Source organism: Microbacterium croceum, assembly GCF_023091245.1.
In the GTDB taxonomy this organism is placed as follows: Bacteria; Actinomycetota; Actinomycetes; order Actinomycetales; family Microbacteriaceae; genus Microbacterium; species Microbacterium croceum.
Map to the genome: position 1 here is coordinate 2,724,686 of NZ_JAHWXN010000001.1, position 15,562 is coordinate 2,740,247.

The 15,562-nt window shown below is 67.6% G+C and carries 13 protein-coding genes; 5 read left to right on the forward strand and 8 right to left on the reverse strand.

What is annotated here, in order from left to right; all coding sequences use genetic code 11:
• Window positions 1-53: 53 nt before the first annotated feature.
• From KZC51_RS12920 to hrcA, 3 genes are read right to left on the reverse strand one after another with little or no spacing between them, the layout of a single operon-like run.
• Window positions 54-782, reverse strand: a complete 729-nt coding sequence (locus tag KZC51_RS12920; RefSeq protein WP_247630351.1) for a 16S rRNA (uracil(1498)-N(3))-methyltransferase — start codon at window positions 780-782, stop codon at window positions 54-56.
• Window positions 783-785: 3 nt separating this feature from the next.
• Window positions 786-1,904, reverse strand: a complete 1,119-nt coding sequence (dnaJ, locus tag KZC51_RS12925) for a molecular chaperone DnaJ (RefSeq protein ID WP_247630352.1) — start codon at window positions 1,902-1,904, stop codon at window positions 786-788.
• Window positions 1,905-1,944: 40 nt separating this feature from the next.
• Window positions 1,945-2,976 (reverse strand): heat-inducible transcriptional repressor HrcA, encoded by a 1,032-nt coding sequence (gene hrcA / locus KZC51_RS12930; RefSeq protein WP_247630353.1) that lies wholly within the window; start codon window positions 2,974-2,976, stop codon window positions 1,945-1,947.
• A 130-nt stretch (window positions 2,977-3,106) separates the two neighbouring features.
• Here hrcA and KZC51_RS12935 point away from each other — a divergent pair, with 130 nt between their 5' ends.
• Window positions 3,107-4,525 carry a carboxylesterase/lipase family protein gene (locus KZC51_RS12935; RefSeq protein WP_247630354.1) on the forward strand — a complete coding sequence of 473 codons (1,419 nt, stop codon included), beginning with the start codon at window positions 3,107-3,109 and terminating at the stop codon, window positions 4,523-4,525.
• A 3-nt stretch (window positions 4,526-4,528) separates the two neighbouring features.
• Here the strand turns inward: KZC51_RS12935 and hemW are convergent, their stop codons facing one another.
• From hemW to KZC51_RS12960, 5 genes are all read right to left on the reverse strand, one after another.
• Complete coding sequence (gene hemW / locus KZC51_RS12940) at window positions 4,529-5,746, reverse strand: radical SAM family heme chaperone HemW (protein WP_247630355.1); 1,218 nt, start codon at window positions 5,744-5,746, stop codon at window positions 4,529-4,531.
• The gene (locus KZC51_RS12945; protein ID WP_247630356.1) at window positions 5,746-6,399 is read right to left on the reverse strand and encodes a DUF1990 domain-containing protein; all 654 of its coding nucleotides are present in this window, start codon (window positions 6,397-6,399) and stop codon (window positions 5,746-5,748) included. Before KZC51_RS12945 ends, hemW begins: the two co-directional genes overlap by 1 nt.
• A gap of 89 nt (window positions 6,400-6,488) precedes the next feature.
• A complete protein-coding gene (locus KZC51_RS12950) occupies window positions 6,489-6,968 on the reverse strand; it encodes a DUF1990 family protein (protein WP_247630357.1) in 480 nt (159 codons plus the stop codon).
• Between the two features lie 2 nt (window positions 6,969-6,970).
• Window positions 6,971-8,839: a translation elongation factor 4 gene (lepA, locus tag KZC51_RS12955; protein WP_247630358.1), complete on the reverse strand. Its 1,869-nt coding sequence runs from the start codon at window positions 8,837-8,839 to the stop codon at window positions 6,971-6,973.
• A 113-nt stretch (window positions 8,840-8,952) separates the two neighbouring features.
• Complete coding sequence (locus tag KZC51_RS12960; protein WP_247630359.1) at window positions 8,953-10,677, reverse strand: ABC transporter family substrate-binding protein; 1,725 nt, start codon at window positions 10,675-10,677, stop codon at window positions 8,953-8,955.
• A gap of 339 nt (window positions 10,678-11,016) precedes the next feature.
• On the opposite strand from KZC51_RS12960, the gene KZC51_RS12965 reads away from it, so the two are divergent.
• From KZC51_RS12965 to KZC51_RS12980, 4 genes are read left to right on the forward strand one after another with little or no spacing between them, the layout of a single operon-like run.
• On the forward strand, window positions 11,017-11,997 hold the full coding sequence (locus KZC51_RS12965; RefSeq protein WP_247630360.1) for an ABC transporter permease: 981 nt from the start codon (window positions 11,017-11,019) through the stop codon (window positions 11,995-11,997).
• A 1-nt stretch (window position 11,998) separates the two neighbouring features.
• Window positions 11,999-12,916, forward strand: coding sequence for an ABC transporter permease (locus KZC51_RS12970; protein WP_247630361.1), 918 nt, complete (start codon window positions 11,999-12,001; stop codon window positions 12,914-12,916).
• The gene (locus tag KZC51_RS12975; RefSeq protein ID WP_372491784.1) at window positions 12,867-14,969 is read left to right on the forward strand and encodes an ABC transporter ATP-binding protein; all 2,103 of its coding nucleotides are present in this window, start codon (window positions 12,867-12,869) and stop codon (window positions 14,967-14,969) included. Before KZC51_RS12970 ends, KZC51_RS12975 begins: the two co-directional genes overlap by 50 nt.
• Window positions 14,966-15,544 carry a PH domain-containing protein gene (locus KZC51_RS12980; RefSeq protein ID WP_247630363.1) on the forward strand — a complete coding sequence of 193 codons (579 nt, stop codon included), beginning with the start codon at window positions 14,966-14,968 and terminating at the stop codon, window positions 15,542-15,544. The genes KZC51_RS12975 and KZC51_RS12980 overlap by 4 nt, the downstream gene beginning before the upstream one ends.
• The last annotated feature ends 18 nt before the right edge of the window (window positions 15,545-15,562 follow it).

Sequence of the window (15,562 nt, forward strand, 5' to 3'; positions counted from 1 at the left end):
GCCCGAGAGTTCGAGAGAGAAGGTGCGCGCCCCCAGTGGGCGCGCACCTTTCTTCACCATCGGCCGAGAGCCACCGAGAGAACTGCTATGGCCGCAGGCCCTGCCGTCGACGTGCGCAGGACCGTATCGCCGATCAGCACGCGTTCCGCACCCGCGGCAGTGAGCTTCGCGATCTCCGCGTCGGAGATACCCCCCTCGGGGCCGACGACGAGCACCAGGTCACGCCCATCCGGCTCGACAGCCGACAGACGCGTCGTTGCACCGGGGTCCAGTATCAGCACGCGTTGAGACGACGCGCGCTCCATGAGCTGTGTCGTGGAGACCGGCGGTGACACCGCCGGCAGCCACGCCCGATGCGACTGCTTGGCGGCTTCTCGGACGATCGTCGTCCAGCGTTCGCGCCCCCTGACCGCTTTGGGGCCTTCCCACCGAGACACGCTCCGGCTCGCCTGCCACGGCACGATCTCATCGACGCCGAGCTCGCAGGCCGCCTGCACCGCGAGCTCGTCGCGATCACCCTTCGCCAGCGCCTGGACCAGGACCAGTCGCGGAATCGATGCGGCTTCCTCCGACCGTGCGGAGATGCGCACATCCACGCGAGACGGAGCGACCTGCTCGGCGACGCCGGTCAGCCAGACGCCGGCCCCATCGCCGATCGTGATCGCCTCGCCGACCCGCACCCGACGCACGACCGCTGCGTGCTTCGCCTCCGCACCCGTCAGTGACACGACGCCGCCGACCACGGCGTCCGAAGCGGATTCGAGGAGGAAGTGCAGAGCCATGGGTCAGTGCTGTCCGCGGAACCGGTCGCGGAGCTTGGAGAACAGACCCTGCTGGAACTGCGCGAGCTGCGGACCCGGGGACTTCGCCTTCTTGGCGAAGTCCTCGATGAGTGCGCGCTGCGCCGAATCGAGCTTGGTGGGTGTCACGACCTGCACGCCCACGCGGAGGTCGCCGCGCTGCGTGCCGCGGAGCGGCGTGATACCTCGCCCTTTGATCGTGAGCACGTCACCGGACTGCACGCCAGGACGGATCTCGAGGTCCACCTCGCCGTCGAGCCCCTGGATCGCGGTCTCGGTTCCGAGGATCGCATCGGTCATCGACACCTCGAGCGTTGCGAGCAGATCGTCGCCGTCACGGCTGAAGGCCGCGTGGGGGTTCACCGTGACCTCGACGTACAGGTCGCCGTGGGGGCCGCCTGCCTTGCCCACCTCGCCGGAGCCGGGAAGCTGCAGACGCAGACCGGTCTCGACGCCTGCCGGGATGTCGAGCGACACGGTGCGGCGCGAGCGCACACGGCCCTGCCCTCCGCAGGTTCCGCACGGGTACGGGATCGTGGTGCCGTAGCCCTCGCACGTGCCGCAGGGCTGCGAGGTGACGACATTGCCGAGCAGACTGCGCACCTGGCGCTGCACGTGGCCGGAACCGCCGCAGATGTCGCAGGTGACGGGCGATGTGCCTTCCTGGCAACAGGACCCCTGACAGGTCTCGCAGAGCACTGCCGTGTCGACCTCGATGTCACGATGCGCGCCGAACACGACATCGCCGAGGTCGAGGGTCACGCGGACCAGAGCGTCCTGGCCGCGTTCCCGACGTGAGCGCGGCCGTCCGCCACGTCCGCCGCCCTGCGCGGCACCGAAGAACGTCTCGAAGATGTCGCCGAAGCCACCGAACCCTCCGAAGTTCCCGGCCGCGCCGTCTCCGCCGCCCATGTCGTAGCGACGGCGCGACTCGTCGTCGCTGAGCACGTCGTACGCGTGGGTGACGAGCTTGAACTGCTCTGCGGCATCCTCCCCCGGATTCACATCCGGGTGCAGCTGCCGCGCGAGGCGCCGGTACGCCTTCTTGATCTCATCGGTGGAAGCGTCCCGGGACACCCCGAGAACCTCATAATGGTCCGCCACAATCGCCTTTCTGCGCGTGTCTGTCGTCTGGGAGCCGCGGTCAGCGGCTCGCCTCGTCTTCATCGAGCATCCGCGTCAGGTAACGGGCGACCGCCCGCGCTGCCGCGAGGTTGCTCGGATAATCCATGCGTGTCGGTCCCATGACGCCGACACGTGCCATCCCGCTGGGGGCGGCGTAGTTGCTCGCGACGATCGAAGCCTCACCGAGGCCGAACGGCGCATTCTCCGTACCGATGCTCGCCGCAAGGCCGTGCTCGTCGGTCACCATCTCGCTCATCAGCCGCAGCAGGGTCACCTGTTCCTCGATGGCCTCGAGGAGCGGATGGATGCTGCCGCGGAAGTCCTGCTCGCGGCGAGCGAGCGTCGCGGCACCTGCCATGACGAGCTTCTCCTGACGGAACTCACCCAGCTCGTCGATCACGATCGCGGCGAGCGTGCGCAGCGCCGCGTCGTTGGGCGTGTCCGCCATGGCGAGGAGGCCCTGCAGACGATCCGCCGCGTCGCTGACGGCACGGCCGGTGATCAGTGCGGAGAGCCGAGCGCGCAGCAGCGCCAGCTCCGTCTCGTCGAGCTCGACCGGGAGCGGCACGATGCGCTGCGACACACCACCGGCATCGGTCACGAGCACGATCAGGAGCCTGTTGGGGGCGAGCGCGACGAGTTCGAGGTGCGTGAGGTGCGCGCGAGCGAACGACGGGTACTGAGCGAGTGCCACCTGGCCGGTGAGCTGGGTCAGCACGCGCACGGTGCGAACCATGAGGTCATCGAGGTCCGCCGGCTCCGCAAGGAAGGACTCGATCGCCGAGCGTTGCGCCGCAGACATCGGCCGCAACTGGGCGAGGTGATTGACGAAGACGCGGTAGCCCTTATCGGTCGGCACCCGGCCGGACGACGTGTGCGGAGCCGTGATCAGCTCCTCGTCTTCGAGCAGCGCCATGTCATTGCGGATCGTCGCAGCAGACACGCCGAAGGAGTGCCGGTCGACGATCGAGCGGCTGCCGACGGGTTCGTGGGTCTCGACGTAGTCCTGCACGATCGCGCGGAGAACCTGGAGTCCTCGCTCGGTGACCATCGACTTCCCCTTCCGCTGGCACTCGGATACTCAGAGTGCCAATTCTACCGGTGCGCAGAGCTTTCCGCCGCCTCGCCGCTCGACTCCTTCGTGAACGTCCTCGCCGTGCGAACCGCCTACGATGACGAGCATGACGTCCGATCCCCAGATCACCCTCCGCGCCGGCACCGTCCAGGGAACCACGACGGACGGCATCCACCGCTTCCTCGGCATCCCCTACGCCGCGCCACCCTTCGGCGAGAACCGCTTCCGCGCGCCGCAACCAGTCGCGGCTTGGGACGGCGTGCGCAGCGCCACCGCGTTCGGTCCCACCGCGCCGCAGCTCCCCTATCCCGGGGCGATCGGCGAACTGCTCGGCTCGGTCCACATCCCCGGCGACGACATCCTCACGGCGAATGTCTGGGCGCCTGCGAATGCGGCCGGTGCGCCCGTCGTGCTCTGGATCCACGGCGGTGCTCTGGAGCGCGGCACGGCTGCACTCTCGCTCTACGACGGCGCCGTGTTCGCGAGGGCAGGCATCGTCTTCGTGTCGATCAACTACCGCCTCGGTGCCGAGGGGTTCTCGGTGCTCGATGATGCCCCGCGCAACCTCGGCGTCCGCGATGTCGCCGCCGCACTCGAATGGGTGCATGCCGAGATCGCGGCGTTCGGCGGCGACCCCGCGCAGACCACCGCGATGGGGGAATCCGCGGGAGGAGCCCTCGTGGCCGCTCTCCTCGCTCGCGAGGACTCCCGCGCGCTGATCGCGCGCGCCATCATCGAATCGGGTCCGCTCGAGGCGCAGACCCCCGCCAAGGCCGGTCGCGTCACCACCCAGATGGCGAAGCGACTCGGGGTCCGCGCCGATCGCGCCTCGTTCGCCGCCATCCCACCCGAGGATCTCCTCGAGGCCCGCCGTCAGCAGTCGGCCGGCTCATCACCGCTCGGCGGAGCGCCCGGATTCCAGGTCGCGATCGACCCCGAGAGCCTCCCGCAGTCGCCGCACGACGTCCTCGCAACGATCGACACTCCGCTGCTGATCGGCACCAACACCGACGAGTACCGGCTGTGGTTCCCTCCGGAGGCGCTCGCCGGCATCAACGAGACGAAGCTCTTCCTCGCGTCGCTGGCCCTGCGCATCCCCCGCCGCGCGGTGAAGGCGTATCGCGACGAATGGCCCGGCGCCTCCACCGGCGAGGTCTTCGGTCAGCTCGCCACCGACATGATCCTGCGCCGCGGGCTCACCCGTGTGGCACAGGCGAAGCCGTCATCGACGTTCGTGTACGAGTTCGCCTGGCCGAGCCCGGTGCGCGATCTGCGTGCTGCGCATGCCCTCGAGCTCGGCTTCGTGTTCGACAGGCTCGACGATGAAGAGGCGCACCGGCTCGCCGGGCCGGATGCGCCGCGACGTCTCGCCGTGGAGATGAACGCCGCCTGGGTCGCGTTCATCACGACCGGCGACCCCGGCTGGCCGGCGTATGGCGCATCCCGCACCACGCGCCTGTTCGACACCGCCACCACGACGGTCCCGCAGCGCCGGACGACCGGGCTCGATCTGCTCCCGCGCTGAGCGTCAGTCAGTCAGTTCCCGCACCACGGCGTCTGCGAGCAGCCGCCCGCGCAGCGTGAGAGTCACGCGCCCACGCAGCGCAGATGCGGCGTCGACCATCCCGTCGGCGATGAGTCCTGCCACCCGTGTGCGGCTGCCCTCCGGGAGCTCGGCGACGGCGATCCCCTCGGCGAGGCGGCTGAGCAGGAGCACACGCTCCAGCGTCCGGGCCTCGGCGTCCGGACGCTCGGTGCCGGCGGCCGGAGACTCGGCGGCGGCGAGGCGCTGCGCGTAGGCGGCGGGGTGCTTCACGTTCCACCAGCGCAGACCGGCGACGTGGCTGTGCGCGCCGGGACCGAAGCCCCACCAGTCGCTCCCCCGCCAGTACGCGAGGTTGTGGCGTGATCGCTGCTCGGGGCTACGTGCCCAGTTGCTGACCTCGTACCAGTCGAACCCGGCCGCTCCGAGTCGCGCATCGGCGAGCTCGTACATATCGGCCTGCACATCGTCGTCCGGAGTGGGGACCTCACCGCGTCTGATCTGTCGAGCGAGCTTCGTGCCGTCCTCGATGATCAGCGCATAGGCCGAGATGTGGTCCGACTCCAGCGCGAGAGCGGCATCGAGTGACGCTTCCCAATCGGCGAGCGACTCCCCCGGCGCACCGTAGATCAGATCCACGCTCACCGCGAGACCGGCGTCCTTCGCGGCAGCGACGGCGGTGCGCACGTTCTCCGGCCGGTGCGTGCGGTCGAGGGCGGCGAGCACGTGCGGCACAGCCGACTGCATCCCGACGGACAGGCGCGTGACACCGGCCTGCGCCAGAGTGCGCGCGACCTCGGGCGTGACGGTGTCGGGGTTCGCCTCGACCGTCACCTCTGCTCCGTCCGCCAGCCCGAAGGCCGAGACGGCGGTGTCGAGCATCCGCGCCAGGTCTCCGGCCGGCAGGAGCGTGGGCGTTCCTCCGCCGAAGAAGACCGTGTCCATCGGGCGCAGCGCGCCGGCGTCGCCGAGCACCCGGCGCGCAAGAGTGATCTCGGCCTCGAGGGTGCTCGCGTAGTCCTCCTGCTTCGCGCCGCGGAGCTCGCTGGAGGTGTAGGTGTTGAAGTCGCAGTACCCGCAGCGCACACGGCAGAACGGGATGTGCAGGTACGCCGAGAACGGCACGCTCGTGTCGATCGGCAGATCGTCGGGAAGCTGACCGTCGGCCGGTGCCGGATCCCCCAGCGGAAGAGGTCCCGCCATCAGAGCGGGGTCGCGTAGAGCGGGGAGATCGCCCGGAGGTAACGGGCGAAGAGTTCGCGACGGCGACGCTTCACGAGCGCGGGGACTGTGCGGTACAGCAGAGAGTTCGGGGAGTCGAAAGCGCGCACGGTGAACCAGACCTCGTCGTTGTCCTCACGCCAGACGAGGTCGAAGGACTCCTCGCCGCTGACGACCGAACCACCGACGGTTCCCAAGACGAAGCCGATCCGGCGAGTCTCCTCGGTCACCGAGATGACGCGGAGCTCCGCGTCGGCGCGCATGCCTCCCACACGGCCCCGCAGGTGCAGCGTCATCCCGGGGCCGACGAACGGCATCCCCTCCGCGTCGTAGCGAGGCTCGACGTCGCGTTTGCTCGGCGCGATCGGATTGCCCTCTGCATCGAAGCTCACGCCCGCGTAGGCAGGACCGGGCGCGGGACGCACGTCTTCGACGTCGAGACCGGCGGCGCGCTGGGCGGTCCAGGAGAGCAGCGCCTCGCCGGCGCTCTGGAAGCGCTCGACCCCGCTGCCGATCCGCCAGGAATCCTCCGCCGGGATGCTGCGCTCCGGCGGATACTGCATCAGATCGGGCGCGTGGGTCGCACCCACGGCCGCATAGTCCACCGTGTCGTCTCGGAAAGTCCCGCGCCGCATGATTTCCACCCTACTGGGGGTTACCTGAGCGAACACCCCCACGCGCCGCCGCACGACACATCGCCGCGCCGAGCAGCGCCCATGCGGCGTCAGCGCGAAGCCGCGGCGATCTCGGACTCGACGATGCGGATATACCTGCGCGATACCGAGAGCTGCAGCGCGCGGAGCGCCGGAGAGGCGAGATGCCAGAAGAGGTTCGACGGGCACGAGAGAGATCGTGCGGTGAAGAGGTCGCCGTCGAGGACGAAGGACTCCTCCCCGTAGAGCGGATGCCCCGGGCGCGTCTCATAGCCGAAGCCCTCACGCCCCGCCCACACCACACGCACAGGCTCGGCGAACCGGACACCGAACAGCCGCTTCGCGAGAACACCGTCTGCATCAGCGTCCGGATCCTCCGCAGGGACCTCGAAACCGGCTCGTCGCTTGAACTCCCATGAACTCACCAGCGCAGCCACGGCCTGCCGAGCGTGCACGGGAACGGAGATGGAGCGCTCTGTGAGACGCAGGCCAGCCGGCGCGGCATCGAGCGGATGACGGGTCACCCCGCGCTCATATGCCGGGAACGGCATCCCTACTTCTTGTCCTTGCCGTCGACGTCACCGGAGAGCGCTGCGATGAACGCTTCCTGGGGCACCTCGACGCGACCCACCATCTTCATGCGCTTCTTGCCCTCCTTCTGCTTCTCGAGGAGCTTGCGCTTGCGGGTGATGTCACCGCCGTAGCACTTGGCCAGCACGTCCTTGCGGATCGCGCGGATCGTCTCGCGGGCGATGATGCGTGCACCGATCGCGGCCTGGATGGGCACCTCGAACTGCTGACGGGGAATCAGCTTGCGCAGCCGCTCCGCCATCATCGTGCCGTAGCTGTAAGCCTTGTCCCGGTGCACGATCGAGCTGAATGCATCGACCTTCTCGCCCTGGAGCAGGATGTCGACCTTCACCAGGTCCGCCTCCTGCTGGCCGGAGGGCTCGTAGTCGAGCGAGGCGTACCCCTGGGTCTTCGACTTCAGCTGATCGAAGAAGTCGAAGACGATCTCACCGAGAGGGATGTTGTAGCGCAATTCCACGCGCTCCTCGGAGAAGTACTCCATGCCCAGCAGCGTTCCACGACGCGACTGGCACAGCTCCATGACCGTGCCGACGTAGTCCTTGGGGAGCAGGATGGCGGCCTTCACCATCGGCTCCGAGACCGAGCCGATGCGACCGTCGGGGTACTCGCTGGGGTTCGTGACCGTGACGGTCTCGCCGGTGTCGGAGGTGAGCACCTCGTAGATCACGCTGGGAGCGGTGGTGATCAGGTCGAGACCGAACTCGCGCGCGAGGCGCTCGGTGATGATCTCGAGGTGAAGCAGACCCAGGAATCCGCAGCGGAACCCGAACCCGAGCGCCACGGACGTCTCGGGCTCATACACGAGCGACGCATCCGACAGCTTGAGCTTGTCGAGCGCCTCGCGCAGCTCCGCATAGTCGCTGCCGTCGATCGGGTACAGACCGGAGAACACCATGGGCTTGGGATCCGTGTAGCCGGGGAGCGCATCGGTCGCCGGCTTGCGCGCGGTCGTGACCGTGTCGCCCACCTTCGACAGGCGCACGTCCTTCACGCCGGTGATGAGGTAGCCCACCTCACCGACGCCGAGTCCCTTCGAGGGAATCGGCTCCGGGCTGGACACACCGATCTCGAGGAGTTCGTGGGTCGCGCCCGTCGACATCATCTGGATCCGCTCGCGGGGCGAGAGGCTGCCGTCGATCATGCGCACGTAGGTGACGACACCGCGATAGGCGTCGTACACGGAATCGAAGATCATGGCGCGCGCCGGAGCATCCGCGTCACCCTTCGGGGCCGGGATCTCCTCCACGAGGCGGTCGAGCAACTCCTCGACGCCCACGCCCGTCTTGCCCGAGACGCGGAGCACGTCCTCCGGCTTGCCGCCGATCAGCGAGGCCAGTTCTTTGGCGTACTTCTCGGGGTCGGCAGCCGGGAGGTCGATCTTGTTCAGCACCGGGATGATGTGCAGATCGTTCTCGAGGGCAAGATAGAGGTTCGCGAGCGTCTGCGCCTCGATGCCCTGAGCCGCGTCGACGAGCAGGATCGCGCCCTCGCACGCTGCGAGGGAACGGGACACCTCGTAGGTGAAGTCGACGTGGCCCGGGGTGTCGATCATGTTGAGCGCGAACACATCGTTCGGTCCCTGAGCCTGTCGAAGGGCCCACGGCATGCGCACGGCCTGGCTCTTGATCGTGATGCCGCGCTCGCGCTCGATGTCCATGCGGTCGAGGTACTGGGCGCGCATGTCACGGTCAGCGACGGCGCCGGTGATCTGGAGCATGCGGTCGGCGAGGGTCGACTTGCCGTGATCGATGTGCGCGATGATGCAGAAGTTGCGGATCTGCGCCGAAGGCGTCGCGGCAGGCTGAAGTGGAGTGAGAGCGCGTGGTGACATGTCCCGTCGATTCTACGGTGAGGGGCGAGGATTCCAGATTCCGCGGGCACGAGCCGCAGGCACGCAGAATGGGCGGCCCCTTTCGGGACCGCCCATTCCGGGGTGCGCAGGGTTTACTTGGCCCAGCCCACGTTCTCCCAGTGGTTCGTGCCGGTGACCGACTCGAACTGCGAGGGACCGTAGTTCACGAGACCCTTGGCGACCGCGTACTGGTTCGGACGCGCCGCCAGCGGGATCGTGACGGCCTCGCTCATGATGATCTTGTCGATCTCCTTGGCGATGTCGAGACGAGCGTCAGGGTCCAGCTCGGCGTTGGCCTTGGCCCAGAGTCCATCGAGTCGCTCGTCCGCGACGCCCGGGAAGTTCTGTCCCGAGTCGGCGGGGTTGAAGATCGACTCCGTCGACGAGATCGGGTAGGGCGTACCCTGCCAGGCGAAGATCGTGGCCTCGAAGTCACGGGTCTCCGTGGTGATGTACTTCGTGAAGAAGTCCGCAGAGGGAACCGTGTCGATCTTGACCTCGAAGCCCGCCTTGGCGGCCATCGGCTGGATCTGCTGCGAGAGCAGAGCCGAGTTCGGGGTCTCCGACGGGATGACGAGGCGAACGGTCAGCTTGGTGCCGTCCTTCTCGCGGATTCCCTTGTCGCCCTCGACCCATCCGGCGTCCTCGAGCTGCTTCTTCGCCGCGTCGACGTCGAAGGCGATGTCGGCGCTGTCGTCCTCGTAGCCGTTCTGGCCGTTGAGGAAGATGAGGTTGTTCAGAACCTCGGGCTCGACGCCGAGCGGCTCGATGACGGCCTGCGCCATGATTTTCCGGTCGAGCGACTTCGCGAACGCCTGACGCACCTCGACGTCCTGGAAGACACCGGCGGTTCCGTTGAGCGTGACGTGGCTGTACGTCACGCCCTTCGAGCTCAGGATCTCGGAGTCGGAGCGTGCCTTGGCGGACTCCAGCGTGTCGACGCTCGAGTTGATCGGGATCGCGTCGAACTCCTTGTTGGCGAACGCGTTGCCCACCGTCGAGCGGTCCGTGGCCTTGAAGTTGATCGTGTCGAGCTTCGGCTTGTCGCCCCACCACTGCGGGTTCGGCTCGAACGTGATGGTCTTGCCGGTCGCGTCGAACTTGCTCACGACGAAGGCGTTGCCCGAGACGAAGGTCGAGCCGTCCGGCGCGAACGGTCCGTTGGCCCATGCCGTGTTGAAGCTCTCCGGGCTCGCGGTGAGCCAGCGCGGGTAGATGCCGCCGAGGATCGACGGCCAGTCCGCGTTCTTGTTCGCGAACGTGATGAGCACGTCCTGGTCGTTCTCGCCGGCCTCGACCGACTCGATGTCGGACCACACGTTGGTCGACGTCGGCGCGTAGGCCTCCACCTTGCCGTTGAGGGCGTTGAACATGCCCTGGATGTCCTGGTAGCCGATCGCGGTGCCGTCCGACCACACGGCGTCGGGGTTGATCTTGACCTCGACGACCTGCGGGTCCTCGCTCTTCAGCTCGACCGACGTCGCGAAGTTCTTGTCAGCTTCCCAGCTGCCGTCTTCCTTCACGACGACGAATCCGGGGAGGAACAGGCTCGAGATGGTGTTGTCATCGACCGTGCCGGAATCGAGGTTGTACAGGTTCCAGTTGGCCGGCGTCTCATCGAGCGGCAGGTTCAGCGTGCCGCCGTCTGTGATCGCGTCACGGTCTGCGGCCACCCACCCCGTCGCGGGCAGCGCCGACGGCGAGGAACCGCCATCGCCCTTGTCTCCGCCCGTGTTTCCGGGCGCGCATGCAGAGATGGCCAGCGCGACGCTGGCCAGCCCGGCGAGAGCCGCCCACTTCTTGGAGCTCGACTTCATCGATCTCCCCCTTCTGTCGTTATGTGCAGAGTGCACAGGACTCGTCCGCGGACCTCAGCGCTCGAAGCGCCCAGTCGCGGAGCAACATGATCGATGATCACCCCGGAAGCCCGCGCGCCAGGTGCGTGTTGTCCGGATCGTTACCTAGTTGTCGTTGAAACGGTGTCACGCACGTCCGATTCCCACACACATGACAACATGAGACGCAAGAACTGCGGGTCCATTCATCGCAATCAGTGAAGATATGCCGGTGTTTTGGACAGACGACGAGGCCACGCCTAAAGTAGCCAAGCCGCAACAGACCTCAGGTGCGCGGCGATCCCGCGCCGAAGGAGCTCCATGATCGGATTCATCGCCAAGCGATTGGTGAACTATCTCATCCTCACCGTCATCGCCACGCTGGCCGGATACGCCCTCGTCTCGACCACGCTTCAGCCGGCGGCGCGATTCATGGGCAAGAATCCCCCGGTCCCGCAGTCGTCCATCGACGCCGCGCTCGACAAGATCGGCGCGAACCCCGACGTCTCGCTGCTCCAGCGCACGATGGACTGGCTCGTGCAGCTGGTCACGACCGGGTCTCTCGGAATCTCCGCGCGCGGAACGCAGGTGACCGCCGACATCTTCGACCGCGCGGGAACCAGCCTGCGGCTGCTGATCATCGGCTCCATCCTCGGAGCGATCTTCGGCATCCTGCTGGGCGTCTGGGGCGCGATCCGGCAATACCGTGCGAGCGATCAGATCATCACCTACGCCTCGTTCACGGTGCTGGCGACCCCCATCTTCGTGATCGCGGTCGTGCTCATGATCGGCGCGACCTGGCTCAACAACGCCGCCGGACAGCAGCTCATCAACTTCACGGGCGAATACAGCGTGGGCGTCACCGGATTCTGGCCGGTGATAGGCGACCGGTTGACGCACTTGCTGTTGCCGACGATCGCGTTGACCGTCACGGCGGCGGCCTCGTACTCCCGCTACCAGCGCAGCGCGATGCTCGACGTGCTCTCCTCCGACTTCATCCGCACCGCGCGCGCGAAGGGGCGCACCCGCGGGTCGGCGATCATGCGCCACGGCGTGCGCGTGGCGCTGATCCCGATGTCGACGTTCTTCGCCTACTCCTTCGGCACGATCCTCACCGGTGCCGCAGTGACGGAGAAGATCTTCAGCTGGCACGGAATGGGTGAATACCTGATCGACTCCGTCTCGAACAACGACATCAACGCGGCGACGGGATCGATCCTGTTCGCCGCGATCCTGGTGCTCATCGCGGGCACACTGGCCGACGTCCTCTACGCGGCCCTCGACCCCCGAGTGAGGATGTGAGATGACCCTCGATCCCACACAGCTGGACGCGCCGGTGCTCGAACCCGAGACCGACAACGCTCCCTCCATCCCGCGCTGGCGGCTGATCCTCCTGCGCACCTTCTCCGCGAAGCGCGCGTGGATCGGCGCCATCGCACTGGTGCTGATCTTCCTGCTGGCCTACGTCGGCCCGTTGCTGTATCCCTGGTCGTCGACCGACCAGGACTACCTCGCCTTCAACAAGGGCCCGAGCCTCGATCACTGGTTCGGCACCGACACGATCGGGCAGGACATCTTCGCCCAATCGATGGCAGGGCTGCAGAAGTCCCTTTTGATCGGTCTGATCGTCGGACCGCTCACGGCGATCATCGCCGGTCTGGTCGGAGCGATCGCCGGCTACGTCGGCGGCGTCTGGGACCGCGTGATCGTCTGGATCATCGATCTGCTGCTCGTCCTCCCGAGCTTCTACATCCTGGTGCTGCTGAGCCCGCTGTTCAAGGACCTCGCCTGGGTGGCCCTCGTCGTCTTCCTGCCCCTCTTCGGCTGGATGGTGCTCGCCCGCGTCATCCGCGGACAGACCATGTCGCTGCGCGAGCGCGACTACGTCAAGGCCGCGCGCTTCATGGGGGTCGGCGGCTTCACGATCATCCGCCGCCACATCCTCCCCAACGTCGCCTCGCTGCTCATCATCGATGCGACCCTGGGTGTGGGTGCCGCGATCCTGGCCGAGACGACCCTCAGCTACTTCGGATTCGGCATCCAGCCGCCGGACGTGTCGCTGGGCACCCTGCTCGCCGCGGGAAGCGCCGCAGCGACCACCCGCCCCTGGCTCTTCATCCCCCCGGCGATCCTCCTCGTCGCCACCGTGCTCGCATCGAGTCTGCTCGGAGATGCATTGCGTGACGCCGTCGACCCGACATCGGAGAACAACCGTGCCTGAACCCCTGCTCCGCGTCCGCGACCTCAACGTCACCTTCGAGACCAAGGCACGCACCGTCCACGCCGTGCGCGGCGTCAGCTACGAGGTCAACCGCGGCGAGTTCCTCGCGATCGTGGGCGAATCCGGCTCCGGCAAGTCGGTGTCGTCGATGGCCGTCATGGGGCTGCTGCCCAGCACCGCGAACGTCACCGGCTCCATCACCTACGACGGCAGGGAGCTCCTCGGCTCCACCGACCGGCAGCTCTCCAAGATGCGCGGCTCGGATATCGCGATGGTGTTCCAGGACCCGCTGTCCGCACTGACCCCGGTGTACACGATCGGTCAGCAGATCATCGAAGGTCTGAAGCTGCACCAGCCCGGTCTCAGCACGCAGGCACTGGAGGCCCGGGCGATCGAGTTGCTCGACGTCGTCGGGATTCCTGAGCCCCGCCGTCGCGTGAAGTCCTTCCCCCACGAGTTCTCGGGCGGAATGCGCCAGCGCGCCATGATCGCGATCGCGATCGCGAACAACCCCAAGCTGATCATCGCCGACGAACCGACGACCGCGCTTGACGTCACGATCCAGGCGCAGATCCTGGATGTGCTCCAGACCGCGAAGGACATCACGGGCGCAGCCGTGGTGCTCATCACGCACGACCTCGGTGTCGTCGCCGGCAACGCCGACCGCGTCGCCGTGATGTATGCGGGCCGCATCGTGGAGACCGCGCCGGTCGACGATCTGTTCGAGCGGCCGACCATGCCGTACACGATCGGGCTGCTGCGCTCGATGCCGAACATGGTCGACAGCCGCTCTGCGCGACTCGTGCCGCTCGAGGGGCGCCCCCCGCTGCTCACCGAGATCCCGACGGGGTGCCCGTTCGCCGATCGCTGCCCCGCGGTGATCTCGGCGTGCCGCGACATCGAACCCGACCTCGTGCCCGTCGCCCCGATGCAGGCGGCCGCGTGCATCCGTTCGACCGAGATCGTCGACGGCCGACTCCCGCGCGACGAGGTCTTCTCCCCGCCTGCTCCGGTCGAGGAGATCGTGCGGGAAGTCGAGACCCGCGGCACGGTGCTCGAGGTGGAAGGCGTGAAGCGTCATTTCCCCCTCACCAAGGGCACCGTGTTCCGCCGTCGCATCGGCACCGTCCGCGCGGTCGACGGCGTCAGCTTCGAGCTCAAGGGCGGCAAGACTCTGGGTCTGGTCGGCGAGTCCGGCTGCGGCAAGTCGACCACCGTCATGGAGGTCATGGAACTCGCCAAGCCTCAGGCCGGACGGATCGCCGTCAACGGCGTCGACACCGCCACGCTGTCACCGTCCGAGCGCCGCGCTCTGCGGACCGACATCCAGATCGTGTTCCAGGATCCCGCCGCATCGCTCGACCCGCGCATGACGGTCGAGGAGCTCATCGGCGAGCCGCTCACGGTGCACGATGTCCCGGCGAAGGAGATCTCGCGGCGAGTGCGACGGATGCTCGAGCTCGTCGGTCTCGAGCCGAGCTACGCCCGACGGTATCCCCACGAGTTCTCCGGTGGCCAGCGTCAGCGCATCGGCATCGCCCGTGCGCTCGTGGTCGAGCCGAAGATCCTCGTGCTCGACGAGCCCGTGTCCGCGCTCGACGTCTCGGTGCAGGCCGGTGTCATCAACCTGCTGGAAGACCTCAAGCAGCAGCTCGGCCTCTCCTACCTGTTCGTCGCGCACGACCTCGCGGTGGTGCGCCACATCGCCGACGACGTGGCGGTGATGTATCTCGGACGCATCATCGAGTACGGCGACTCCGACGCGATCTTCAGCAACCCGCGTCATCCGTACACGCGCGCGCTGCTGTCCGCTGTGCCGATTCCGAACCCGCAGATCGAGCGCACGCGTGAACGCATCCTGTTGTCGGGCGATCTCCCCTCGCCGACCGAGTCGATCACGGGATGCGCGTTCCGCAAGCGCTGCCCCCTGTATGCGATCCTCCCGCCCGAGCAGCAGAACGAATGCGAGACCAGGGCTCCCGAGCTGCGCACGGTGGAAGGACGCGATGTGTCGTGCCACTGGGCGGAGCAGGACATCCTGCAGCCGGCGTGAGTCAGCGAGGTCGCGGGGCAGGACGTGCAGACGACCAGGTCGTGATGCGCGGTGCGTCCGGGTGGTGGATCAGCGGCGCATTGGCCGCACTGTTCGTCTTCATGCTCGCCGATGCGGGGATCCGCTCCGAGTGGTCCACGATCCTCCTCGCCGCGCCCTGGATGGCTGCCCTCCTGATCCTGTGCTGGGCACTTCTGATCCGTCCCTGCCTCGTCGTCTCGCCGGAGGGACTGACGATCGTGAACGTGCTGCGCACGCACACGCTGCCGTGGGGTGAGATCGCCGGCCTCCAGGTGCGCTATCAACTGATCGTCACTCGGACCCACGGCGCGATGGTCCGGGCGTGGGGCTCCCCCACGGTGCATCCGCGCCGAGATCAGGAAACCGACGGATCACCGCTGCCGGCCGGCCGCCGTTTCGTCGGCGTGGTCGAGGCGATCGAGCAGGCGCGCGAGGAGCTCGGGCCGCCGGAGCACCCCCGCACGGAATCCGCCACGACCTTCGCGTGGGCTCCCGTCCTCGCCTTCAGCATCGCGGTGGCGCTCGGCATCCTCTCCGCGAACCTGCTGGGCTGACCGGCACGACGGCCCGGA

Coding starts and splice junctions, on each gene's coding strand:
- KZC51_RS12920 (WP_247630351.1), bottom strand. CDS start 782: ATGGCTCTGCACTTCCTCCTCGAATCCGCTTCGGACGCCGTGGTCGGC.
- hrcA (WP_247630353.1), bottom strand. CDS start 2,976: ATGGTCACCGAGCGAGGACTCCAGGTTCTCCGCGCGATCGTGCAGGAC.
- KZC51_RS12935 (WP_247630354.1), top strand. CDS start 3,107: ATGACGTCCGATCCCCAGATCACCCTCCGCGCCGGCACCGTCCAGGGA.
- hemW (WP_247630355.1), bottom strand. CDS start 5,746: ATGGCGGGACCTCTTCCGCTGGGGGATCCGGCACCGGCCGACGGTCAG.
- KZC51_RS12945 (WP_247630356.1), bottom strand. CDS start 6,399: ATGCGGCGCGGGACTTTCCGAGACGACACGGTGGACTATGCGGCCGTG.
- KZC51_RS12950 (WP_247630357.1), bottom strand. CDS start 6,968: ATGCCGTTCCCGGCATATGAGCGCGGGGTGACCCGTCATCCGCTCGAT.
- lepA (WP_247630358.1), bottom strand. CDS start 8,839: ATGTCACCACGCGCTCTCACTCCACTTCAGCCTGCCGCGACGCCTTCG.
- KZC51_RS12960 (WP_247630359.1), bottom strand. CDS start 10,677: ATGAAGTCGAGCTCCAAGAAGTGGGCGGCTCTCGCCGGGCTGGCCAGC.
- KZC51_RS12965 (WP_247630360.1), top strand. CDS start 11,017: ATGATCGGATTCATCGCCAAGCGATTGGTGAACTATCTCATCCTCACC.
- KZC51_RS12970 (WP_247630361.1), top strand. CDS start 11,999: ATGACCCTCGATCCCACACAGCTGGACGCGCCGGTGCTCGAACCCGAG.
- KZC51_RS12975 (WP_372491784.1), top strand. CDS start 12,867: ATGCATTGCGTGACGCCGTCGACCCGACATCGGAGAACAACCGTGCCT.